Source organism: Paenibacillus sp. UNC451MF (assembly GCF_000686845.1).
Taxonomy (GTDB): Bacteria; Bacillota; Bacilli; order Paenibacillales; family NBRC-103111; genus Paenibacillus_S.
This window is the reverse complement of the sequence record NZ_JMLS01000001.1, coordinates 20,994-43,327: the sequence shown is the minus strand read 5'-3', so window position 1 is coordinate 43,327 and position 22,334 is coordinate 20,994. Positions and strand designations below refer to the sequence as shown.

Below are 22,334 nucleotides of genomic sequence, written 5' to 3'. Positions count from 1 at the left end.
CTTCCTTATGCTTGCTTGTTGAGGCTAGTATGGCATACGTAGGAATCGGCTGGAAGCCTACATTTGGCAGCTCCTTATACGTCCGCAGAAACCATGTCGAAGTTCATACCCTGCATATTAGAATCAGTCGCAAGCTCCGAAAAGTACACGTACATAGCAAGATTTTTCTTTTTAATAAACTCGTCTTTACCCGGCATCTTGTTTTTGTTGTCGACCAGGTATTTCTTGAACCCGGAATCCTGCGATTCTCCTTTAAATACCGTCTCCATAATCGTTCTCCACTTATCATTGTTAAAGGTAGACTTAGATGTTTGAGCATCCACATAAGGAAGTGAGAAATTGTTCATCAGGAGCATATGCCCTGTGTTCCCGACCAGTCCCAAATATTGCGTACCGTCCTCCGCTTTGTTCAGTTTTTTGGACAGCTCAGTTAACTCATCCCAAGTCATGCCATCCTTCGGATAGGGTACTCCGAATTTATCAAATATATCTTTGTTGTAAAAGGTGACGACCGACATCATGCTGACTGGAAGACCCCATATCTGTCCGTTCGCCATCGTTTTCATCGCATCAATAGTAACCGGCTCAAACCTATTCAAATCGATGTTGTTTTTCTTAATCAGGTCACTGATGTCATATTGAATTCCCGGGTTAATAACACCGTCAATAATTCCTGTATGTGCTTCTAGCACAATGTCGATAGCCGTCCCAGCTGTAACCAGCTCCTGAGCTGTCGTTCCTTGAGTACGCTGAATATAGTGGAACTTCCAGTTCGGAAACTTCTTTTGCAGAAACTGCGTAACGGCCAAGTCAAAATTTTCAGGTGAGGTCGCTCCGCTGGAGGTTAGGGTAAATTCGAGAGGTACATTGAAATCTACCTTTTCCGCTGCCTTGCCTTCCGAGCTCGGGGCTGATCCACCGCTGCAACCTGCCGTTATTCCGGTCAATAAAGAGACTGTAAGCGCTGTTACATAAATATTGCGTTTCACAAATATTCCCCCTGTCTTTTGATAAAATGGTTATTTTTGTATTATAGGTCATAAGAAATATATTTTCTTCATAAAAATCGATACAATACGAGATAAAATTTAGTTTTTTTGTCATAACAAAATAAAAAAGGAACTAACGGTTAACCACCGCTAATTCCTTTTTCCCAATAATGCTGTTGTCTTACTTACAAAAACGAGCCAATTCCTTAACATCTTCAATACGTGTCAATCCAGTAGCTTTATCGATAATCGAGGTGTACACATGAGGGATAATTTGCTCCGCTCCATTTTCGGCGCATACTTCGATAATTTTACCGATCGTATGGATGTCAATACCGCCAGTCGGCTCGAAAATTTTGATCTGATGCTTAACCGCAGCCTTGACCATTGCTCCCACCTCATCCAAATGATCCGTACCTCCGATGGGATAAAACTTAACGGAGTGGATGCCAATCTCAGCGAGCATAGCCGCCGCGGCGTCGCAGGACACCGTCTCTTTCAACGCTTCGCTTTGCGGTCCGGTCGTAATGATGACTTGACCCGGTGTGCCGCTTGGCGTGATCAGTGCATTAACAATGGAATGCGAGCTGCCTACGCTTTGCAGGGCTCCCAAGGTGTAACCCGCAGCCGGGAACACTTGGTTAACATGGGCCGGCTTCGTTTGGACCGCTACATCTGCAACCTTTTTCCACATGGCAGGATCCCCTGCCCCTAAGCCTACGGAAACCGGAACGCCCGCTTGTTGAAATTCATGAACGGTTGCAACCGCCGCATCTACGGAAGTGTAGTTTTTAACCATCAAACCTACATACACATTGCCTTGTGCCGCTTCTACGATTTGCTTGGCATTGTCTGCATTTTTTGCCAGCACGTTTAATTGAATTCTTGGATTACTCACAGCAAGTCCTCTCCTTCATATATCCTGTTATCTCTTGGTTACCTTATTTCGCCAAAACTTCTTTAATTCTTGCGACAATGATTTCTTCCTGACCCTCCAATAGTGGCCGCGGATCGATATTGATCAAGCCGAGATTAGCATAATGATTGCGCGTGTATACCGCAGGGTTGCCTGCTTCCAGCTCTTTAATGACATCGTAAGCGGTTTTCCCTGTAATCTTGGAATCAATGGCTAGCTGAGCGCGATAGATAGCACGGCCGGCTTCATCCTGAAGTATGGTACCGTTAACTCCAGGCGTATCCTTGAGCTGCTCGATCAGCCATTTCATTCGTTCGAGCTGCTGCTGGGACTCATCTGGCTTGTCATCGTACCGCTGTAAAGCTGTCAAGAAGCCAATGATGCCTTCCTTACCGATTTTCATCGGTCTTCCGACTCCGTGATACTGGGCCCGGCAAGCCTCAATTAACGATGCGCGACCGCAAATCATGCCGGATGTAGGCCCTTCAATTGCTTTACCTCCGCTGTAGACGACCAGATCTGCGCCCATCGCAATATACTTACGCAAATCCTCTTCAGCCGCTGCGTCGATAATAAGCGGAATCCCTTTTTCCTTGGCAATCGATATCATCGTCTCGATGGACTGCATCCCTTTTTGTACCGCATGATGGGACTTGACGTAAAATAAGGCAGCCGTTTTCTCGTTCACGGCTTCGGCAATATGCGCCTTCTCCACATGGTTCGCTTGCCCGACTTCAACGACTTTTCCACCGCCGATAGAAATCATTTGTGTTATGGAAGCTCCAAAGTGAACCGCATGGCCCTTCTGGATAATAATTTCATTAGGCACTCCAGTCGTATGCGGAATGCTCTCAATCAAAGACAGCTTCGTTCCGGCGATTACCGAAGCGACGGCAATGGCCGTTCCAGCGGCAGCTCCCGTCGTCGGGCAGCCGTCTTCAGCACCGGTTACCGATGCAATAACTTTACCAGCAGCAACCAACAACTCAGAAACATCCACATAGTCTTTAGCGGCAGCGCTTAGTGCGTCACCAACAACCGGTGCGACAGCGCTTGCCCCGAGAGCGGTCATTTTGCCGCTTGCATTGATGACTTTTCTGCAGCCGTATTGTTCGAATATACTCATGGTTTACTCCTTAGCTGAACTGTTTATTTTGTAATAATCGGGAAGAAGGCTCCTAGAATCATGGCTCCAATAATGGCTCCGCCCGCAATCGGCTTTTTGAAATAGTAGAAGATCGCAGCGCCGACCGTAGCTCCAATTCCTACAGGGATCGAAGCCATAACCGCAGAAATGACGATGAGCGGTCCCAAATACCGTCCAGCTGCATTACCGGCTCCCATCATGACATCAGCGCCGAAGGTTGAATTCGAAGCATTGATCGTAAATTTGCGGATCATAATGATGACGAAACCGACTAGAAACCCTAGCACCGCGCCTGTCAGCAGCGAAAGCGGGAACGAGGTTAGCGGAGCCGTAATTCCCGCTCCAAGCATTAAAGCCGGTACACCAACACCAAGACCCGTTTGCAGTGAACCGCCGATGTCCAATATACCAACCAACGGCCCTTCTAGGATACGGGCGAACAAGAAGCTCGCTCCGAATGCAGCGGCAGCCCCGAAGCTTCCGCCTTTAATCCCCGCTTCTAGCAGCGCGATAATTGCAATATCGTTGAAAGCCCCGACATGATACACGTAATACAAATGCGTACCGGAGAAAATTCCCGCGGACAAGCAAGCTACAAATAGCGTAAATGCCCATTCCGAATACCAAAAACCTTTTTTAACTTGTTCTACATTTTCCATCTTACTTCACCACCGATCCAAAAAATGCGTGAAGATCAATCAGCCATTGTGGAATGACTTGAACATTCAAGCTGTGCAATAGCGCAACGTCAAAGGCGCGGAAAAAACCGCTAAAAATATATAAGAGCACAACAGCAACAACGAGCGTTTTGGTAATGCGGTTCCATCCGCTATCATCGACGCCTTTGCCGATTAGAATGCCAAGCACAAGTCCTGGAACGGCATTGCCCATAACCAAATGCGCCAAACCACCTAAAGCTGTGGCCCATACGCCTGTTCTTTTACCAGCATCCATCGCTGCCGTCCAAAACACGATAGGCATGATCGGATTAATCAGCCAGTTAGCCGCTGGTACGAGCACCTTGGTTGCGATAGCTTGCAAAGAGGCAGGAATCGCTGCCGCCGTCGAATTCAGTACAGCTACGACAATGGCACCGATAATCGCTCCGACGATAGCCATTTTCTTAGGATCGTGAAGTGTTTCTTCCACATTCTTGTTCTTCGCCAGCAGGACCGCCGCAGCCCAGTTGGGAATAATCCGGTGATCGACATCCTGCGTCAATCCCCCTGCGCCTACGACGGAGGCCCATGCATTGAACAAAAAGCCTAGACCGAATGAAAAGTGCGCAACAGGATCGCCTTCACAGGCATTGAGCTCTCCGAATGTCCGGAACGCCCCCATTCCTTGAACATTTGGTGCATGAAACATCCGAGCCGCACCGGCGCCCACACCGAATCCAACCAATATACCGATAATAATGGATTCGAATACAATCGTAAGTGTATTCATCTGGTTCCTCCCAACTTGGTTTCCAACACAATTTGCATTATTTCATCACATTCATCTCATGCGAAGAATGCGCTGTAAAGGAGGTAATGATTCCGTTTTTTGCTCAAAATGGACTTCGGATAGCTTCACTGCCCGTATTTTCACATCCACCCGGATCGTAATGTCGTAACGGGTTCTCGTTCTTGGAAACAGCAAGCCCAGAAACCTCTCTTTGTACGTCGACTCCGTCGCGGACAAAACTTCTACATCCTGAGGCTCGATCTGGAGTAAAATATCGGGAATATCCTTGGCGATATTCTTTTTCATTTGGGATAGTGCGTTTTGAAAAGCGCCTGTTTTCGTTTCCGCCGTTCCGCTAACGATAATCGATTGCTCCTTTACTTGGAACATGAGCCTCACCCCTTATTCTTTTTGATGTAGGCTTCGGTCAGCCTTCTTCCCAGCTCCTCGATATCCATAAAACCAAAGCCGATAACCTTTTTCCCAGCATTGATGGCCGTTACTCCCGCGTCGACGGAACGAAGCCCAAACTCCATTGGATACTTGTATTTCGTGTTCGCCGTAACTGCGCCGGCTCCACCACTGCCGCAGAAGGAGATACCGAAATCCGCATTTTCTTTATGCATCACATCTCCGAGCTTCATATCTGCACCAACACCTGGAATGACAATCGCGATACCACCGGCTGCCTCTACACCTTTTGCAACATTTTGTCCTTTACCCAAACGATCACCGATAACCACTTTTACTTTATTTTCCATTTCATTTACCCCTCTTCATTAAATTTGGCCGCTTCAAAATGTACGGTTAAATAAAAGATTTCCGCTGCGTCAAGTGTGCGATCAGATGATTCTACATGGCTTTGAAGCACACGCTGACTCAACTCCACGAGCTCGGGACTTACTTCTTCAAACATACCCTCATCAAGCTCGGGCAAATATTCGTTATTATTCACTCTGCGCATAAAAGCCAGTAGATGAATGCCGATAACTAGCGTTTTATCATGCGACAGTTTCAGTCCCGCTTCCTGGGCGCTTGCTGCCATGTAGGCCAGTAAAGGACGAAGTTCGTCCAGCTCGGCCTCCGTTACGGTTGTCTTCTCAGGTATTTCTTTTAGTATGGTCTCCATCATTTGCATGGGTATAATTCTCCAGATTTCATGGTGTATTGTGCTTGAATCAGCTTGTCGAACGACAGTTTCTCGTTCTCCGAATCAACTAGCTCCACCGGCTGATCTACGACCTTGAGGATCGAAATATCCGCGATGGTTCCTTCCTTTAACGTCCCAATTTCATTCGATCTTCGTAATATTCTCGCTGGGGCTGCTGTAGTCCATTCAATTATTTGTTCAATGGAGTACCCTAACGCCAAAAATTTGGTCATCGTCATAGTCAAGCTGTAAACAGGACCCCGAAGCCAATTTTCCAAATACAAATCCGTGCTGATCGAGTACGGCATAATGCCTAGTTCACGGGCTTGATTCATCGTCGCGAAGCTGAAGCTTGAACTGCCGTGTCCTACGTCGAACCGAACGCCGCGATCTAGCGCCCGTCTAGCTTGCGGAATCAGCTGGCCATTCTCATCGAGAATGCCTCCCCGCTTCCCGTGAAACGCATGGGTGACGACATCTCCTTCATCCAGCAGATCGAGCACTTCCTGAAGCTTCGGAGGAGCATTCCCTATGTGAACCATGACTGGAAGCTCCGCTCTGCGAGCTACCGATTTGGCAACGGCTAGCGGATAAATGCCGCTTTCTTTTACAACCGAGCCGCTCATTCGCGCCTTGATGCCAATAATGATGTCCGAATATTCCGCAATGCGGGCTAATGTGGACTCAGCCACCAGCCTGTTCAAATCGGCCAATTCACTTCTTCCCTCAACCAATCCGGGGCTAGAGATGTTCAACCACGCTAGAACCTGCGTAGTGTTGCTGATCACGCTTCGTTCCACGAATTCATGAAAGTTCTGTTCTCCCGAGCTGCCTGCATCGGCAACCGTAGTTACTCCCTGATCTATCCCAACGTTATCCGGCCTTACCCCCATTTGGGGTACAGCCTCGAAAATATGAGCGTGAATATCGATCAAGCCTGGAGTGACAAGGCAGCCTTCCGCATTCACCCGTCGACAAATATCGCCTCCTGCGCTCCCCGGCTTCCAAACACCGACAATACGATCTCCGGTAACGGCAACATCGTATCTGCCGGAATGTCCGGTAGCAGGGTCGACAACAGTTCCATTCTCAATTAGGACGTCGATTTGCATGTCTATTCTCCTTTGTCCACAGGTTCGAAATATCTAAGAATAGCCTGAAGCTCACCTTCTGTAGCGCTTACATTTTTCCTTTGTAATAGGTGCTCCAGCTCCTTCTTCAAGGCCAAAGCGGTACTTCCGAGCAACGGGGTTTCCCCGTATTGCATATAGGCAGTGCCAAAATGAATCCTATTTACCATGAACAAGAGGTGCAGCGTCAAGCCTTCCGCTCGTTCATCGCTCAAGTATTCTTTGAAATGCGCTATGATTTCCCTGCTGAGATCGTAGCCCGTATATATAATGTCCTGCACCATATTCTCAAGCTGTCCGACATCATGAGCAAGCATTTCCGGTCGGCGAAGCCCTCCTCCGCTCTTCGAAGCGGAACGCACCCTGCTAGTGCCAAGCTGGTTCAGCTGCGCTTGTATCGCCTGAAAATCGCGTTTGCCAGGGATAGAGTGAACGACAACGACAGGTACATTCGCTTTGATCGGTAAGATAGAAATGACCAAGTCCACCTGTACTTGCTCCAATACCTTCTCTACATCCATGACGGAGCAGGCGGCTACAAACTGAATGTGCTTTATTTCATTTTCAATGATCGTCATCAGCCATTTCGAGGTGCCTCTGCCTGTACCGCAGACTATAAGCGCCTTCCATTTCTGCTGTTCAGCTTTGCGCTCATAAGCCGTCTGGAAATGCAGAACGACAAAAGCGATATCCGGATCAGTCAATTGGATTCCTAGCGGGCCTAATACATCCGAGCAAGCCTTCTTCACATAATCGAACATCGTTCGATAGGAATGCATGATTTCCTTCAGCAGCGGGTTCGGCTCCACTACACCATAGCTGTGCTTCGTCAATTTATCCGACATGTGGGCAAGCAGGTTATTGAACAGCTCCTGGTCCTCCAGGAAAGGAAACCGCATCTGATCTGTAACATGCCGAATCATTTCATGGGTTATCGTGTACACATCCGGCAAGCTCTCCCCTTTGCTTAACTCATAGGGAAAGGGGGCGGCCATGCCAATAGCCTGCAAGCTGATAAACCATACGTCATCATCCGTGAGCGAGATCGACTCCCGCTTGGCTAGCATCTCAAGCACTCTACGGAATACGTAAAAAATGCTCAGGCTATGCTCGGACGCACTCTCTTGGATTCTGGTTTCATCCTCCGCATATTCGCCTTGATGCCGATGTCGTTGAATAGCAATGCATAATCGGATGAACACACCGATGATGACTCTATCCGACAGCAGCAAGCCTATCTCTGATTCCGTCTCCCTCACGATACGGGATAAGGCTTCGAACAAAGCATCCAGGTCTTTAACCGGTTCCAGGAACCTTTCCAAAACCTTGTTGAAATGAAGTGTCGGCTTTTGCTGCTGGGCCACGCCTTGAACGATTTGCAGCATGTCGTTCCCATCCAGCAAATCATGAATGACATTCTCCAATACAGTACGCCTCTGCTTTTCCGTGCCGATCAATCGAATACCGAATCGGCTGCGTTCAAGCAGAAGCTGCCCTTCTTTGAAAAAAGCTTCAGCAATGGCCAAATCGGATAAAATGGTATTGCGGCTCACATCGTTCTTCTTCACCATTTCCCCTATGGTCATATGCTTATCGTTAAGCAGCAGATCGAGGATGATGCCTCGAGCTCGCTCATGCTGATTAACAAAAACATGGCTGCCGGAGGTTTCCAGCTTGCCAAGGAGCTCGGTTCGCTCCGATTCGTCACATTCGATCCAGATGCCTTTACTCGGATTCGAGCGCATGAATACGTCTTGTTCCTGCAGCCACACACGGATCGTTTCCAAATCATATTTGATCGTTCTATCGCTTACGTTAAATTGGTCAGCCAACTCCTTGACCCGCAAAGGCGTTGTGTCAAGCAGCATTTTTTTGAGAAGTATGCGTGAACGAGTAGAAAGTGCTATCGGACTCACCTCTGTTTGCTAAAATACATGTTCAACAAGTCCGCCGGTTCCTTATGCTCTCCAATCGGCTATAGCCGGTACTTTGCTCTCCACATAGCTTTTAATTTGTTCTGCCGACGTCATTTGAAGCACATCTTCCGCTAGCTGTTTCATCTCTGTACGATCCAGCTTATGGAGCAGAGCGCGTGCCGCCAGAACAGATCCTCCGCTCATGCTAAATTCATCTAGTCCCATACCGAGCAAAATCGGCACTGCCGTTAAATTGCCGGCCATTTCTCCGCACATGCCGACCCACTTGCCTTCGTGGTGAGCAGCCTTAATGACGTGATTGATAATACGCAGCACCGCAGGCTGGAACGGTTCCGTTAAATAAGCGAGACGTTCATTCATACGATCTGCCGCCATCACGTACTGGACGAGGTCATTGGTACCAATGCTGAAGAAATCCGCTTCCTTGGCTAATTGATCAGCAATAAGCGCCGCTCCCGGAACTTCAATCATTAATCCGACTTCCATATCCCGATTAAACGCAATATTCTCCAGATCCAGCTCGTTCTGCACCTCGGCAAGCAGCTGCTTGGCCTGCCTCAGCTCCTGCAAGGTAGCAATCATAGGAAACATAAGTTTAACATTTCCATAAGCGCTGGCTTTTACTATAGCTCGCAGTTGAGTTTTGAACAGCTCCGTTTCTTCAAGACACATGCGGATGGCGCGATAGCCGAGGAATGGATTGGCTTCCTTCGGTAAATCCAGATAGGGAAGCTCTTTATCCCCGCCGATATCCAGTGTACGGATAATAACAGGCTGGTCTTTTCCGAATATCTCGGCTACGACTTTGTAAGCTTGGAACTGCTCCTGTTCCGTCGGGAACTGATTTCTTCCCATGTACAAAAATTCGGTCCGATATAGGCCAATGCCTTCAGCGCCGCTATTCTTGGCTGCCAGTGCATCCTGTGTATTGCCGATGTTAGCTACTAACTCAACCCGCTGTCCATCAGCGGTTACGCTTGGCTGTCCATCGTATTTTTTCAATTCGGCCCGTCGGGCTTCGAATCTGACCTGCTTTTCCTTATACTCCTCAATCATGGTTTTCTCAGGATGGACATACACCTTACCCAGACTTCCGTCAACAATGACGAAATCTCCGGTCTTAACCTGCTTTGTTCCTTCCCGGAGTCCAACTACGGCGGGTATTTCCATCGAGCGAGCCATTATAGCTGAGTGCGAAGTTCTTCCTCCGATATTCGTAACGAAACCTGCGGTTCGATTTCGGTCCAACTGAGCCGTGTCAGAAGGCGTCAAATCATGAGCGAATAAAATAACCGGCGCATCCAAACTCGCTTGAATCTCTCCATTCTTCCCTTCAAGAAGACGCATGACCCGATTCGTTATATCGCGAATGTCTGCTGCGCGTTCCTTTAGATGCTCATCCTCCATGCTTTCAAATATCCCAATGATCGTCTTCGACGCATCATCCATCGCCGCCTCCGCATTCATGTGATTCGAGAGAATGGCTTCCTTCGCAGCGCCTGTGAATTCTTCATCCTCAAGCAGCCATATTTGTGATTCGAATATTTTAGCCTGTTCGGGGCCAACCGTAGCTCGCGTTTGCGCGATAAGCGCTTCCAATTGAAGTATAGCAAGCTGGATATGGGACTCCAATCGCTCTGCTTCAGCTTGCACTTTCTCTTCCGCGATCTCGTATCTTTTTACTGCCTGAGGCCCCTCTTGCAGAACAAACGCCGGGCCCATGGCAACCCCCGGTGCAGCGGCAATCCCTTGCATCAGCACGGTCTCACCACCTCCTCATCCCTATTTCAATATTAGCTCCATCTTATCTATTCCAAGACCGATTCGAGCATAGCCCCGACTTCATCCAGAGCCTCCTGCTCTCTCTCTCCGTTTGTTTCCACAATAACTTTATCTCCACAGCGCATTTCCAATGCTAATACTCCGACAATACTTTTAGCGTTAACTCGCTTCCCCACTTTAGTGATGAATACATCACAAGGAAATGATTTCGCTTTTTTCATAACATCCCCAGCAGGTCGTGAATGGATTCCTAACGGATTCGCAATTGTAAATTCCTTCTGCATTATCTTTCCTCCGATAATAGAATCTTATTGGTATATGATAGCTTACAATATAGCAGTAAGATGAATCTGCATTTTAACAATAACTTAACACTGCATCTTTGCAAAGATTCAACATCTTGCACCATCGTTTGGGATGCATATTGAATGAATAGACAAATAAACCGACACTCCCTGGACGGAGGTCGGTTTATCCTTTCCTATTACGGGCGCAAGCATTCACAGAGCTGTCTGCGAAACAGCTTCTTCTGAGGACTCCACTGGCTCTGATGCAGGTGCAGAGGCCGACATCTGTCCTCCTCCAAGTAACTCATTGGTTTGCATCATGATCTGGCCCTCTATTACCCAGAATGTCTTCAGCTGCCGCTCCAGTTCGGCGAATTCCGGAAGGGCTGCAAAACTAGGTACATATCTGGCTTTATCCAAATACAGCATCGCTTGCTTGAAACTGTCGTTGGCCGGGTACACCAGCTGATGCGCCCAGATCCTGATTGCTTTCAAAGAGTAGTTATCCGTCGCCAAGAAGCATTCTACAAAGCCTTGGCAGCGATAATGAAAGTACAGCCCCTTAATGAAGAAATGATGGAACCCGTTCCACGCTTGAGGAAGCAGCCGCTCCCCTTTTTTCGTCATCTGAAACATGGTGTCCTGAATGCGCTGGCTGCTCTCGCTCAATTGAAGCAACTGTCCGTACAGCTTATCGAATGAAGCAGCGTAAGGTTTATTCAATGCCATCGTACCCGATTCCACCTTTGCCTATGGATATCTTTACTATATGCACCTTCTGCCTAAACTGCTTCCGAAGGGTGTACGGGATGAGCTCGGTGGTTAGCCCGTATGGATCGTCCTCCCCGGCTTGCTCGCAGAACGGTCGTTCCTTACATCTTCAAGCTCACGCTCCGCTATATCTTTTTGGAACGTTTCTTTGGATAACAGAATGGATAGGATGGTAATGATAGCGGAAATAAGCATGAAGATCGCTACGTACCATGGATTACCGCCGTTCAGGTTGAGCAGATAGGTTGCGATCAACGGAGTAAAGCCGCCCAGAATAGACGATACCTGGTACACAATGGAGAGGGCGCTGTACCTCACCCGAACACCGAACATTTCTGTAAAATAAGCCGACTGCACACTTAACATCAGAGTGGAGCCAAAGGCGTAGCCCATAATCAATGCCAGCCAAACAATGGAAGTTGTCTTCGTATTCAGCATAAAGAAATAAGGAAAGGAAAACAAAGCGAGGAATATAGCGCCGCCTAAGTAAACCGGACGCCTGCCGATTCGATCAGACAAGCCCCCGAATAAAGGACTGATAATGATGGCTACACATGCGGCAAGGAGGATTCCGTTCAAAGCTTCCTGTCTCGGCAAACCGAGCTTGGTCGTAACATAAGTGATGGCAAAGGCGTTAGTCACGTTGGCGGATATCGATTCAGCGACACGGGCACCGAGCGTCAGCAATACATTTTTGGGATAGCAGCGGAACAATTCCACAATCGGGAACTTCGCGACATGATTCTGCTCCTTCACTTCTTGAAACGCGGGGGTTTCTGTTATTTTAACCCGTATGAAGGTACCGACTCCAAGCAGGATGATGCTCACGAGAAACGGTATCCTCCAGCCCCACGAAACAAATTGCTCATTCGGCAGCAAGGACGTTAAGCTGAACACCCCTGAGGCCAGCAGCAGCCCTCCCGAGGTTGCCGCCTGAACCACGCCGCCCCAAAATCCTCTCTTATTTCTCGGTGCATGCTCAATCGTCATCAGGGATGCGCCCCCGTATTCCCCGCCAATTCCTATTCCTTGAAAAATCCTCAGTGCTACCAACAGAATGGGCGCCCAAATCCCAATGGTATCATACGTCGGCAAAAGGCCGATCAAAAAGGTCGATCCCCCCATCATAATCAGGGTTAGTATCAGAATCGCTTTGCGGCCGATTTTGTCCCCGTAATGTCCGAAGATCAGTCCTCCGACAGGTCGGGCTATAAAGCCTGCTCCGAAGGTAGCAAAGGCCACTAAGGTTCCGATTAAAGGATCGAAGTTCGGAAAAAACAGCTTATTGAAAATTAAAGCAGAGGCAGTTCCGTAAAGGAAAAAGTCATACCATTCCACCAGCGCACCGATAAAGCTGGCACCGGCAACCCTTTTCATAGATACTTGACTCATGTCGCAACCTCCATAACGGATTAGTTTTATTGCACAAACCGCTTATATGCAATCGCTTTCATTTCGTCCTTTTTTTATTCATTTCAAGAGAGAGGAGCATAAAAGAGGTTTTTCTTGTCCTTTTTATCGCTCCTCCTATCGCAACAGTTGTTACATCTCCATACTTGCTTTTTACATATCCTCTTCCCAGAATGCAACTGATCTATTTTGCTTCATAAGCTCCAATATTTTATCCCGCGGCACGACTCTGCTCCGCTCCGCCCACTCCTCGTATTTCCTGCTCATTTCCTTTACAAGCTCCGGGTGCCGGGCTGCCAAATTATGCATTTCCGTACGATCTTCCTCCATGTCGAACAGTTCCCATGGCTCAGGGTAGTTACAGACCAGCTTCCATTTCCCTTCTCTAATGCAGGCGTTCCCCTCGTGCTCGAAGAATAAAGGCTTCCGGTCCCACTTATCCTCGGTGAAAATGGGCACCATGCTTTGTCCTTCCAAAGGCAAAATATCGTTTCCTTTATAGCTATTCGGGTAATGCGCTCCTGTAATATCGAGTATCGTTGCCATCACGTCAGGCAGCTGAGCGGGGGTGTGCCGGATCGCCCCTTTCTCTTGAATACCCTTTGGCCAGTGAATAATAAACGGAGTTGCGATTCCTCCTTCATGCACCCAGTGCTTATACAGACGGAACGGGGCATTGGACAGATTCGCCCATGCTTTACCATAGCTTTGGTATGTATTCTCAGGACCGGGCATAATATGCGGATGATTCCCGAATACGACATCTTCGCCTTTTCGGGTTTTCAGCTTGGCAATAAGCAATTCATTAGCCAAATCCTCTCCCCTTACGTTAGGCGGAATGTCCTCTGCGCAGGCTCCATTATCCGATAAAAAAATAATGACCGTATTGTCCATCTGGCCGGTTTCTTCCAAGGCTTGAACGATCCGTCCGATGCCTTGATCCATTCGATCAATCTGTGCCGCATACACCTCCATACAACGTAGCAGCCATTCCTTATGTTCCGCATTGTCCCACTCCGGCTCCCCGGAATCCCGCTCCGTGAGCTTCCAACAGGCATCGAGAATCTTCATATCAATCAAACGCTGAAGACGCTCTTCCCGCAACTGATCCCAGCCCATGTCGAAACGACCTTTGTATTTCGCAATATCTTCGTCATGAGCATGGAGCGGCCAATGTGGCGCAGTATAGGCAACATATTGGAAAAACGGCTGCTCGGGATAGTTCTCCGTATGTTCTCGTATATAGGCTGCCGCTTGATCACTAATGGCATCCGTATAGAAAAATTCGTCGTCCTGAGCTGCTTCGTGCTCAATGTTCTCGTTCCCCCGCGTCAGCGTATTCGGGTCATAAAAGCTTCCCGCCCCAATAATCGTTCCAAAAAATTGATCGAAGCCCCGCTGCATTGGCCAATTGTCTGATGGCTCCCGCAAGCTTTTGGCAATATGCCATTTTCCACTCATGTAGGTTTTGTAATCGTTTTCTTTTAATACCTCAGGGATCGTTACGCAATCATGATTCAGATCCCCCGGATAGCCTTCCGGTCCGTTGTCGTAGGTCAGGATGCCAATACCTGTCTGATGAGGATGCAAGCCGGTAAGAAGTGAGGCGCGTGAGGGACTGCATCTCGCCGTATTGTAAAATTGAGTGAGTCGAATTCCGTTGTTCGCAAGCCTGTTTAAATTCGGAGTTTCCACTTCGCCTCCATAGCAGCCGATATCCGAGTACCCCATGTCGTCGTTCAAAATTAAAATTACATTCGGTTTCAGGTTCATAAGTAGCCTCTCCCCTCACGGAATTAGTATGCCTGCTCAAAAACTCACTGACAAAACTCATTGAAAGCCAATATGCGGATGCTTACGTGTTAGCTGGATCATATAGCTGAAGTATTCCGGGCAGTAGACTGCTTTTAGAAACTCGATCGGCTTCTGATCATCGGAGTAAGTAACACGCTCCATATAGAGCAACGCCTCATTATCTTCGATTCCAAGCTGCAGAGCCTCTTCCTCACTTGCATTAACCGCACTAATCATTTGTTTAGCTTCCTTAAGCGGAATTGACAGCTCTTCCTCCAAGCATTTATACATGGCAATCGTCGTTAAATCTTGTTTTTCCAGCTCAAGGCCGATCTCGGGGGGGAAGAAAGCCCATTCAATCGCTATCGGTTTATCATCTGCATAACGGATACGCTTCAGCTCCCATACGACTTGAACATTCAATGCGCTTTTTACCTTACTTGGAAACTTGTTAGTCACTCCTTTGGCTAAAATTTGCGCTCCCGGTGTAAAGCCGGCTTCCTTGATGGTCTCTGTGAAGCCCATCAGCTGACCGACCCAATTCTCGGGCTGATTGGTTTTCAAGAAAGTGCCGCGGCCCCTTTCTCTAACTAGCAGGCCTTCATCCACCAGCGTTTGCAGCGCGTTGCGAACGGTAATCCGGCTGACTCCGAAACGCTTTACCAGCTCCAGCTCTGTCGGCATTTTACCGTTCTCATCCACAATCTCCTGCTTTAAAACCTCTTGGCGCAGGATTTCCCGAATTTGCATGTTCAGCGGGATACCGTTATCAAAGTTAACGGAGCGCTGCGGTTGAGTCGTTTTTTCACTCATCGTTTTTTTGCACCTTTCCAGAAGTTCATCATCAATTGTTATAACATTCATTATATTGTACTATCATTTGTACTAATGTTATAACAAATGATAGTACATTTCAACTTTTTTTTTCAAACATGAATGATTCGTTTTTTGCCAAGTGGCTGCACAACGATAAAAAAGCCGTTATCGGGTTACCCGATACGGCACTCATCTGCTCGATAAATGTGAAACATTTACACTATCCATCCCAAACGCTGAGCGAGCCAAAACAGTCCAATAGCAAAAATACAAGCCGACGCACCTCGGAAAAACCACGAATAAACGGAGCCTTGCCGCCTCAGCTGCGCAAACAGTGGCAGCAGGATAGCGACAATTCCCAGCTGTCCAAGCTCTATTCCTACGTTAAATGAAATAAGCGATGTGACCAAATAGCTTTGGTGAAATCCAATTTCACTTATCGCACTGGCAAATCCGAGACCGTGAATCAGTCCGAACAGGAAGGTAAGCACCCAGCGCCAACGAAACGATTTGACGAAAAAATTTTCAATGGCGACATAGCATATCGTGAGGGCGATGCCCGCTTCGATCCATTTGGGATACACCGGCACAAGACCTAATGCAGCCAAGCAAAGGGTGATGCTGTGGGCGATGGTGAATGCGGTAATAATTTTCAGAATGACGGTAAAGCGTTCCGCAGCAATAATTAAAGCTAATAAAAAGAGCAAATGATCATACCCGGTCAAAATGTGCTCCAGCCCCAGATTAATGTACATGAAAACGACAGTCATGATATCCATATGCCTTGCCCTCTCTTTCCAAAATTATTGGACCAGCCAAGCTGTTACGAACACCAGAATAAGCATCGGCTTGTACAGCATTCTCATTCCCATTTCGCTGCTCCAGCGGGTTCCTATCCATGTAGGGAGCTGCATGACACCGATATGCAAAACATACAGGATCCCAAGCCATGCGAGCCAGCCACCGGATGCGTATAGAAGCAGAGAAACCATTTTGAACTGATGATTCAGCTGAAGCTGCCCGAGCAACGAAAGGGAACCGGTGCCCCAAGCCAATCCGAACAGTGCAGAAGTTAGCCTTACTTTCCCCGCTAAATCCTTCATAAGCCGGTACATAATCACCCCACCAAGTGCAATCAGTACACCGTAATGAAGCCATTCGACAGGAAGCCTCGAGGACAGCTTATCCGCAGCAGTAAGTCCGATCAAGCTGTACAGGGAAGCGATGGATAGTGAAATAAACGATTCTTTCATCGATCTTATAGGGAACACGACGCATAACAAAATAAGCCATGCGAACATACTGCGAATCGTATGCTGCGCCCCGAACGCTACGTAGGATCCTAGTAGCGCTGAATGAAATTGAAAGTTACCGTCCGGCAAGTATCGGATAGCTCCAGAATCCTTTTCCACAATCCAGTGTCCGACAAGCTCGTGCCCATCCTTATATAACTGAATGTAATTCTGATGACCGTCATCTATATCATGGATAAACAAATCATATAGTATCGACAAATTGCCCATCGGCATCGGGGAAACGAACACAAGAATCATACGGACAACGGTATCCTCCGTCTGTTTCTGAACCGCCGTCTGAAGGCTTAACACATCGGCATCCATTCGCTGCTCATTGTTGAACAGCTCAAGATGTGTCTTTACATATTCAGTAATATCGTTTTTATGCGCTGCGAGCTCTCCGTCATCCAGCAACTCATCCCCATTCACGTCATACTTCAGCATGATCGGAAACGGCAGGAGCAGCTCATATTCCACCGTATTGTCTTTCATGGTGAGATACGAGTAGCCGTTATTATAGTTGTGCGCCTGAACTGGTGAATAGGACAAAAAGGCCAACAGTACACATCCAATGAAACCTAAGATGAAGCAACGGCTCACCTGACTACCAACCTTTCTTAACCAACGATAGCGTAAAGTTATTTGCAAACAGCAAACGGCGCTACATCCATGCTTACCAAGCCATGGATAAACGCCGTCCGCGTACTACCCTAATACCTCGCTCATATCGACAGAAGCTTTTCTTTTGAAAGACTCGTAGGCAGCCAATGCGACCGCAGCGGAATGCATGCCGTCTTCACCACTGATCGGTACTTTCCCGTTTTCTTTCATCGTTCGCACAAAGTCCTTCAGCATATAGGCATCCATCCGGTCGCCCCAGTGGCTCCACTGCGCTTTCCCAGCGTCGTTGCTGTAAACTTCGTTCTTCTGTCCGAACGCATCAACACTGATAACCCCGTTCGTTCCTATGATCTCCATCGTAACGTCGCCCCAGAATGGGAACGACTTGCTACGCGACCAGCTTGTGTCGAGCACGGCTATGACACCGCTAGCAAACGTTACATGCACCATCCCCGAATCCTCCACAGGCAGATCGTGAAACAGCGTTCCCATCTCTGCATAAACCTGTGCAGGCTCGCTACCGAGAAACCAACGCATCAGGTCCATGACATGGACTGTATGGTCGAGTACGGCTCCACCGCCGGACAAGGCAGGGTCCACGAACCAGCTGCCGGGCATAGAACCGCGATTCGTCCCTTTAATGGCGATAATCTCGCCGATATCCCCGCGGTCCACTGCTTCCTTCGCCTCTACTACTGCAGGCAAGTATCGGCACGGGAATGCTGTCATTAGCCGAACCCCATTCTCTTCGCAAGCCAGGATCATCGCCTTCATATCCTGTACTGTGGTGCCGAGCGGCTTCTCACAAATGACATGCTTGCCCGCTTGGGCGGCGTCTATGGTCAGCCTTGCGTGATGGACGTTCTCGGAGCAGATAACAACTGCATCCATTTCTTCTAAACGGAGCAGATCATGATAATCTTCAAAATAAGCGATTCCATGAGAATCCAGCAGTGGCTGAATTCTCTCCTTATTTTCATCCGAAATACCCACGATTTCAACGTCAGGCATGGATACCAGCTCACGGAAGTAGCTGCGACCGTGGGAGTGGGCAAAGCTGATCATGCCGATCCTCACTTTTACTGATTCAGACATGCGTCATTCCTCCTTTCAAGCCATCCATTCGGATAGGCTGGCCCGATTGAGCTGAAGCTATTGCGGCAAAAGCGATCTCCATCGCTTTGTAAGCATCCTCCGTACTGACGATCGGCTCTGTTCCCTTTAGGATACACTCAGCAAAATGCTCCAATTCATAGTAATAAGGGTCGTGATAGGCAGGGCTTTTAGGCACGGCAACGCGAGGGCGTTCTTCGCTGGGTTGACGTGAAGTTTGTATCTTTAAAGAAACGGCATCATCCGAATGAAAGCGGAGTACGCCTTTCGTACCGGCAAATTCCACTGCGGTCGTGAACGGTCCGGGATATCCCCAGTGGCCTTCCAAATTCGCAATAGCTCCATTCTTGAAGCGCAATGTTACAAGCGCATAGTCTAAAGCTTCAGACGTCCGTTTCATCGCGAACACCGAATCTATCTCTCCAAATACGCTGCGCATATAATCGATATCGTGAATCAGGAGATCGAGGATGACGCCTCCGCTTTTCTCCTCATCGTAGTACCATGCTTTGGAACGGCCAGGGTGCCCACCGATCCGCTTCGTATGCATAACCCCCGGCTCTCCGATCACACCGGCACGCACTTTGGCAGCCAAATCCTTATAGCTTGGAAAAAACCGTACTACATGGGCGATAAACAATCTTACACCGCTTAAACGGCACGCAGCGATCATCTCCTCAGCATCCTCGAGAGAAGGAGCGATCGGCTTCTCGCATACGATGTGAACACCTGCCTGTGCTGCCTGCAGCACGAAATGCTTATGTAGGTAAGTCGGTACGCAGATACTTACAATATCTGGATGCTCCGCCGCCAGCATATCTTCGAAGCTAGTATAGGACTTGGTGCCGTTCGAACCCGCTACCTTATCCGCCAATTCCTTATCTATATCGCATACCGCGGCTAATTGAACTCCGGGAACGGAGCTCCAATTGCGCGCATGCGTTCTTCCCATTATCCCGCATCCTAATACTACGGCCTTCATATCTTTTGCTCCTTTCACTTCTCATCCATTTGAGTGCCCGCCTTACCGGACTTGATAGGGCGCTTCCCTTCACGCTCCGTTATGACATTCATCGACTTCCCATCGGACGTGATCAATACATTTCCGTGCATTCCAGTAGAATAAGGCGTAATTCCCTTCTTCTTATAACGCTCCATCAGATTGGGACTGACGAACAGATTCTGACTTAAGACGGAAATTTTCGGACTGACCGTTTTAAGGAAAATGTCCGATGAAGACGTCGATTCGTTACCGTGATGCGGCGCGTGCATCATATCGCTCTTAAGCTTCGGTTCCACAGAGGAACCTATCAGCTCGATCTCCCGATGCTTGTAAATATCCGCCGTAAACAGGAACGAAGTGTCCTTATAGGTCAGCTTGAACACAAGAGCAAAATCATTAATTTCCGCCGCTGAATACGATTTAATGGCATCCGGAAGCACTCCCTTAGGAGGACTCAATACCTCGATAGTTACATCATTACCCAGCTGAAAATTAGACCCTTCCTCGAGAAAAGTAACCGGAATTTTCTTCGCATTGACGGCTTCCATCGTTCTACGATAGTAGCTTGAATTGGTATAAGGGAAGTTTTCCATATAGAATTCCTTAACCTCTTTGCCGTTAACGACAGAAGCGAATCCGCCGATGTGATCCGAGTGCGGATGGGTGTTGAGAGCAATATCGATGCTGTTAATTCCCAGCTTATTCAAATATTTTACTACCTGCTGGCCAGCATCTTTGACTCCTGCATCGACTAGCATCGTCTTCCCGTCAGGAGATTGAATGACGATACTGTCACCCATTAGCACATCTCCGTCCAAATACAAATACCGGACGGTCAGCATCCCTTTATAACGGGAAGCATCGAACACCTCATCGGTTCGCAGCTTCTCCGCAGGCGCCGTGCTTGGAGCTGCGCTGGAGACCGCAGCAGGCTCCGCCTGCTTAATCGGCTTCCATTGATACCAACCGATGCCTACCAATGCCAGCAGCACCAACACCGCCCCGGCCAGCTCGAGCCGTTTGCGTAAACGGCTCTTACCGCCGAAAGTGCCTCTATGATTCATTCCAGGCTCCCGGTCCGTCATTATTTTTTACTGTACCTTTCATAAGCGGCTTGATAAGTTTTCATATATTGATCCAATCCCATTTTTTGTACGGTTGCAACATATTTGTCCCACTCGTCGAATGATGCAGAGCCATTAACAAACTTCGCTTCCATTTCGCTTACATAAGATTGAATGTCTTTACCTACGGAAGACATCAACTCCGTCTCCGCGTCCGTGAAGTTAAAGTTGTTCCAAATTTCTTTCACTGCATTAGGCTGAGCCTTTTTCCCTGTTGCGACTGCTTCAGGAAGCGTCTCGGAGCCTTTGAAATACTTTTCCTGAACATAGCCTGGGTAGCTGCCGCCAAGCCATGTAAAGTATTTGGCCAAAGCTTGGTCCTGAGTTAAGCCCTGCGAGTTCTTGGTAATGTCCTCGACGTACTCCATCTTGCCATCAGCGCTTTCTTTATAAGTCACATCCTTCTGACCCATGAAGTAAAACTTCGCGCCTTCCTCACTGTAGAAATAATCCATCCAGCGCAAGGAAGCTTCCGGATTTTTATTCTTATTCGTAATAGCAAACGCACCTACATGGACCATAGGCACTTTGACATGAGAGTACAACTGATCCCCTTGAGGCCCCTTAAGAGCACCCAAACCGATATAATTTTTCTGATTCATTAATGTAGCCGGATTCGGAATAACGGTGGAACCGAGCACTCCTTTCTGACCTTTAGCGTAAAGCGCGCTGTCCTTAATCGTGAAGATTTCCTTATCCAACAGACCTTCGGCATACAGCTTGTTCACATACTGCAGCATTTCCTTATACTTCGGATCTGTCTTAGTGAATCTTAGCTTGTTCGTTGCTGGATCAACATCGACATAGGCATGTCCGAGACCCCGGTTTCCAAGCCCCCAAGCCCCCTTCACCTGATTGATCAGGTTGCCGATGCCAGCGCTGCTATAAGGGATTTCGTCCTTTTGCCCGTTTCCGTTAAGATCCGTATCTTTTACTTTCTTCAAATACTGGTAAAATTCCTCTGTCGTTTTAGGTTCTTCCATGCCGAGTTTATCCAGCCATTCTTTGTTAACCCACAGCGGTGTACCGATCAGCATAGGTAAGAAGGACGGGTCGTAGAAGGAAGGCAGCGAATAAATATTGCCGTCCGGCATCGTCAGCCCTTTTTTAATATCCGGGTATTTGTCCATCAGCTTTTTGAAATTCGGCGCATACTTATCGATCATATCGTTCAGCTTAATGAATACACCTTGGCTTCCATATTTGGAAAGCTCGGCTGCCGATAGTCTCGCGGAGTAGAAAGCATCCGGATAGTCGCCGCCGGCCAGAACGAGATTTTTCTTTTCCGTTAAATTTTCGAAGGGCACGAGCTCGAAGGTCACGTTCATGTTGGACATTTTGGCATATTCCTTCCACACCAGCGTATCCTCGAACTTATTGCCATTCGTTGCAGATTTACCTGTAAAAAACTTCAAAGATAGCGGAGCATTTACTATGGGCATCCCGCTCGGGTTGACATTTTTGTCCGCATTAGCTGCACCAGGCTTCGATGCTCCAGCATTATCGGTATTCGAGGAGCAGGCGGCCAGCATCCCCCCGGCCATCGTCATCGTCAGCATAGAAGCGATCCATTTATTGCGTTTGTTCATTTCCATTTCCT

The 22,334-nt window shown here is 48.1% G+C and carries 22 protein-coding genes; all 22 read right to left on the bottom strand.

All coding sequences use genetic code 11. The features are described from left to right. Positions 1-74: 74 nt before the first annotated feature. On the bottom strand, positions 75-989 hold the full coding sequence (locus tag BP97_RS0100195; RefSeq protein WP_028547305.1) for an ABC transporter substrate-binding protein: 915 nt from the start codon (positions 987-989) through the stop codon (positions 75-77). Between the two features lie 181 nt (positions 990-1,170). Then, a complete protein-coding gene (locus BP97_RS0100190; protein WP_028547304.1) occupies positions 1,171-1,887 on the bottom strand; it encodes a KDGP aldolase in 717 nt (238 codons plus the stop codon). A gap of 43 nt (positions 1,888-1,930) precedes the next feature. Then, entirely contained in the window at positions 1,931-3,031 is a 1,101-nt protein-coding gene (locus BP97_RS0100185; protein ID WP_028547303.1) for a DgaE family pyridoxal phosphate-dependent ammonia lyase, read from the bottom strand. A gap of 23 nt (positions 3,032-3,054) precedes the next feature. Continuing rightward, the gene (locus BP97_RS0100180; protein ID WP_028547302.1) at positions 3,055-3,711 is read right to left on the bottom strand and encodes a DUF4310 family protein; all 657 of its coding nucleotides are present in this window, start codon (positions 3,709-3,711) and stop codon (positions 3,055-3,057) included. Position 3,712: 1 nt separating this feature from the next. Next, positions 3,713-4,501 carry a DUF4311 domain-containing protein gene (locus BP97_RS0100175; RefSeq protein ID WP_028547301.1) on the bottom strand — a complete coding sequence of 263 codons (789 nt, stop codon included), beginning with the start codon at positions 4,499-4,501 and terminating at the stop codon, positions 3,713-3,715. 51 nt (positions 4,502-4,552) lie between these two features. Continuing rightward, positions 4,553-4,891: a DUF4312 family protein gene (locus BP97_RS0100170; RefSeq protein WP_028547300.1), complete on the bottom strand. Its 339-nt coding sequence runs from the start codon at positions 4,889-4,891 to the stop codon at positions 4,553-4,555. Between the two features lie 5 nt (positions 4,892-4,896). Further along, positions 4,897-5,262, bottom strand: a complete 366-nt coding sequence (locus tag BP97_RS0100165) for an SFCGS family glycine-rich protein (RefSeq protein WP_028547299.1) — start codon at positions 5,260-5,262, stop codon at positions 4,897-4,899. A 5-nt stretch (positions 5,263-5,267) separates the two neighbouring features. Then, positions 5,268-5,639: a PRD domain-containing protein gene (locus tag BP97_RS0100160; RefSeq protein ID WP_028547298.1), complete on the bottom strand. Its 372-nt coding sequence runs from the start codon at positions 5,637-5,639 to the stop codon at positions 5,268-5,270. After that, positions 5,630-6,763: an amidohydrolase/deacetylase family metallohydrolase gene (locus tag BP97_RS0100155; protein ID WP_028547297.1), complete on the bottom strand. Its 1,134-nt coding sequence runs from the start codon at positions 6,761-6,763 to the stop codon at positions 5,630-5,632. Before BP97_RS0100155 ends, BP97_RS0100160 begins: the two co-directional genes overlap by 10 nt. 2 nt (positions 6,764-6,765) lie before the next feature. Beyond that, complete coding sequence (locus BP97_RS0100150) at positions 6,766-8,697, bottom strand: BglG family transcription antiterminator (RefSeq protein ID WP_231506178.1); 1,932 nt, start codon at positions 8,695-8,697, stop codon at positions 6,766-6,768. 42 nt (positions 8,698-8,739) lie between these two features. After that, positions 8,740-10,479, bottom strand: a complete 1,740-nt coding sequence (gene ptsP / locus BP97_RS0100145) for a phosphoenolpyruvate--protein phosphotransferase (protein WP_028547295.1) — start codon at positions 10,477-10,479, stop codon at positions 8,740-8,742. A 47-nt stretch (positions 10,480-10,526) separates the two neighbouring features. Further along, positions 10,527-10,784 carry an HPr family phosphocarrier protein gene (locus BP97_RS0100140; protein WP_036745290.1) on the bottom strand — a complete coding sequence of 86 codons (258 nt, stop codon included), beginning with the start codon at positions 10,782-10,784 and terminating at the stop codon, positions 10,527-10,529. Positions 10,785-11,000: 216 nt separating this feature from the next. Continuing rightward, entirely contained in the window at positions 11,001-11,516 is a 516-nt protein-coding gene (locus tag BP97_RS0100135; RefSeq protein WP_028547293.1) for a hypothetical protein, read from the bottom strand. A 93-nt stretch (positions 11,517-11,609) separates the two neighbouring features. Continuing rightward, positions 11,610-12,950 carry an MFS transporter gene (locus BP97_RS34690; RefSeq protein WP_051620242.1) on the bottom strand — a complete coding sequence of 447 codons (1,341 nt, stop codon included), beginning with the start codon at positions 12,948-12,950 and terminating at the stop codon, positions 11,610-11,612. A gap of 171 nt (positions 12,951-13,121) precedes the next feature. Then, a complete protein-coding gene (locus BP97_RS34685; protein ID WP_036745288.1) occupies positions 13,122-14,741 on the bottom strand; it encodes an arylsulfatase in 1,620 nt (539 codons plus the stop codon). Between the two features lie 57 nt (positions 14,742-14,798). Continuing rightward, positions 14,799-15,575 carry a GntR family transcriptional regulator gene (locus tag BP97_RS0100120; RefSeq protein WP_028547292.1) on the bottom strand — a complete coding sequence of 259 codons (777 nt, stop codon included), beginning with the start codon at positions 15,573-15,575 and terminating at the stop codon, positions 14,799-14,801. A gap of 218 nt (positions 15,576-15,793) precedes the next feature. After that, a complete protein-coding gene (locus tag BP97_RS34680) occupies positions 15,794-16,357 on the bottom strand; it encodes a HupE/UreJ family protein (protein WP_051620241.1) in 564 nt (187 codons plus the stop codon). 24 nt (positions 16,358-16,381) lie between these two features. Next, entirely contained in the window at positions 16,382-17,473 is a 1,092-nt protein-coding gene (locus tag BP97_RS0100110) for a hypothetical protein (RefSeq protein ID WP_156043099.1), read from the bottom strand. 105 nt (positions 17,474-17,578) lie between these two features. Further along, positions 17,579-18,589: a Gfo/Idh/MocA family protein gene (locus tag BP97_RS0100105; protein ID WP_028547290.1), complete on the bottom strand. Its 1,011-nt coding sequence runs from the start codon at positions 18,587-18,589 to the stop codon at positions 17,579-17,581. Continuing rightward, positions 18,582-19,589 carry a Gfo/Idh/MocA family protein gene (locus BP97_RS0100100; protein ID WP_028547289.1) on the bottom strand — a complete coding sequence of 336 codons (1,008 nt, stop codon included), beginning with the start codon at positions 19,587-19,589 and terminating at the stop codon, positions 18,582-18,584. Before BP97_RS0100100 ends, BP97_RS0100105 begins: the two co-directional genes overlap by 8 nt. Before the next feature lie 14 nt (positions 19,590-19,603). Next, positions 19,604-20,674, bottom strand: a complete 1,071-nt coding sequence (locus tag BP97_RS0100095; RefSeq protein ID WP_197035388.1) for a ComEC/Rec2 family competence protein — start codon at positions 20,672-20,674, stop codon at positions 19,604-19,606. Between the two features lie 20 nt (positions 20,675-20,694). Further along, positions 20,695-22,323 (bottom strand): type 2 periplasmic-binding domain-containing protein, encoded by a 1,629-nt coding sequence (locus tag BP97_RS0100090; RefSeq protein ID WP_156043098.1) that lies wholly within the window; start codon positions 22,321-22,323, stop codon positions 20,695-20,697. Between the last annotated feature and the right edge of the window lie 11 nt (positions 22,324-22,334).

Coding starts and splice junctions, on each gene's coding strand:
- BP97_RS0100140 (WP_036745290.1), bottom strand. CDS start 10,784: ATGCAGAAGGAATTTACAATTGCGAATCCGTTAGGAATCCATTCACGA.
- BP97_RS0100095 (WP_197035388.1), bottom strand. CDS start 20,674: ATGAATCATAGAGGCACTTTCGGCGGTAAGAGCCGTTTACGCAAACGG.
- BP97_RS0100170 (WP_028547300.1), bottom strand. CDS start 4,891: ATGTTCCAAGTAAAGGAGCAATCGATTATCGTTAGCGGAACGGCGGAA.
- BP97_RS34690 (WP_051620242.1), bottom strand. CDS start 12,950: ATGAGTCAAGTATCTATGAAAAGGGTTGCCGGTGCCAGCTTTATCGGT.
- BP97_RS34680 (WP_051620241.1), bottom strand. CDS start 16,357: ATGGATATCATGACTGTCGTTTTCATGTACATTAATCTGGGGCTGGAG.
- BP97_RS0100160 (WP_028547298.1), bottom strand. CDS start 5,639: ATGCAAATGATGGAGACCATACTAAAAGAAATACCTGAGAAGACAACC.
- BP97_RS0100100 (WP_028547289.1), bottom strand. CDS start 19,589: ATGAAGGCCGTAGTATTAGGATGCGGGATAATGGGAAGAACGCATGCG.
- BP97_RS0100180 (WP_028547302.1), bottom strand. CDS start 3,711: ATGGAAAATGTAGAACAAGTTAAAAAAGGTTTTTGGTATTCGGAATGG.
- BP97_RS0100155 (WP_028547297.1), bottom strand. CDS start 6,763: ATGCAAATCGACGTCCTAATTGAGAATGGAACTGTTGTCGACCCTGCT.
- BP97_RS0100105 (WP_028547290.1), bottom strand. CDS start 18,589: ATGTCTGAATCAGTAAAAGTGAGGATCGGCATGATCAGCTTTGCCCAC.
- BP97_RS0100175 (WP_028547301.1), bottom strand. CDS start 4,501: ATGAATACACTTACGATTGTATTCGAATCCATTATTATCGGTATATTG.
- BP97_RS0100135 (WP_028547293.1), bottom strand. CDS start 11,516: ATGGCATTGAATAAACCTTACGCTGCTTCATTCGATAAGCTGTACGGA.
- BP97_RS0100120 (WP_028547292.1), bottom strand. CDS start 15,575: ATGAGTGAAAAAACGACTCAACCGCAGCGCTCCGTTAACTTTGATAAC.
- BP97_RS0100165 (WP_028547299.1), bottom strand. CDS start 5,262: ATGGAAAATAAAGTAAAAGTGGTTATCGGTGATCGTTTGGGTAAAGGA.
- BP97_RS34685 (WP_036745288.1), bottom strand. CDS start 14,741: ATGAACCTGAAACCGAATGTAATTTTAATTTTGAACGACGACATGGGG.
- BP97_RS0100090 (WP_156043098.1), bottom strand. CDS start 22,323: ATGAACAAACGCAATAAATGGATCGCTTCTATGCTGACGATGACGATG.
- BP97_RS0100185 (WP_028547303.1), bottom strand. CDS start 3,031: ATGAGTATATTCGAACAATACGGCTGCAGAAAAGTCATCAATGCAAGC.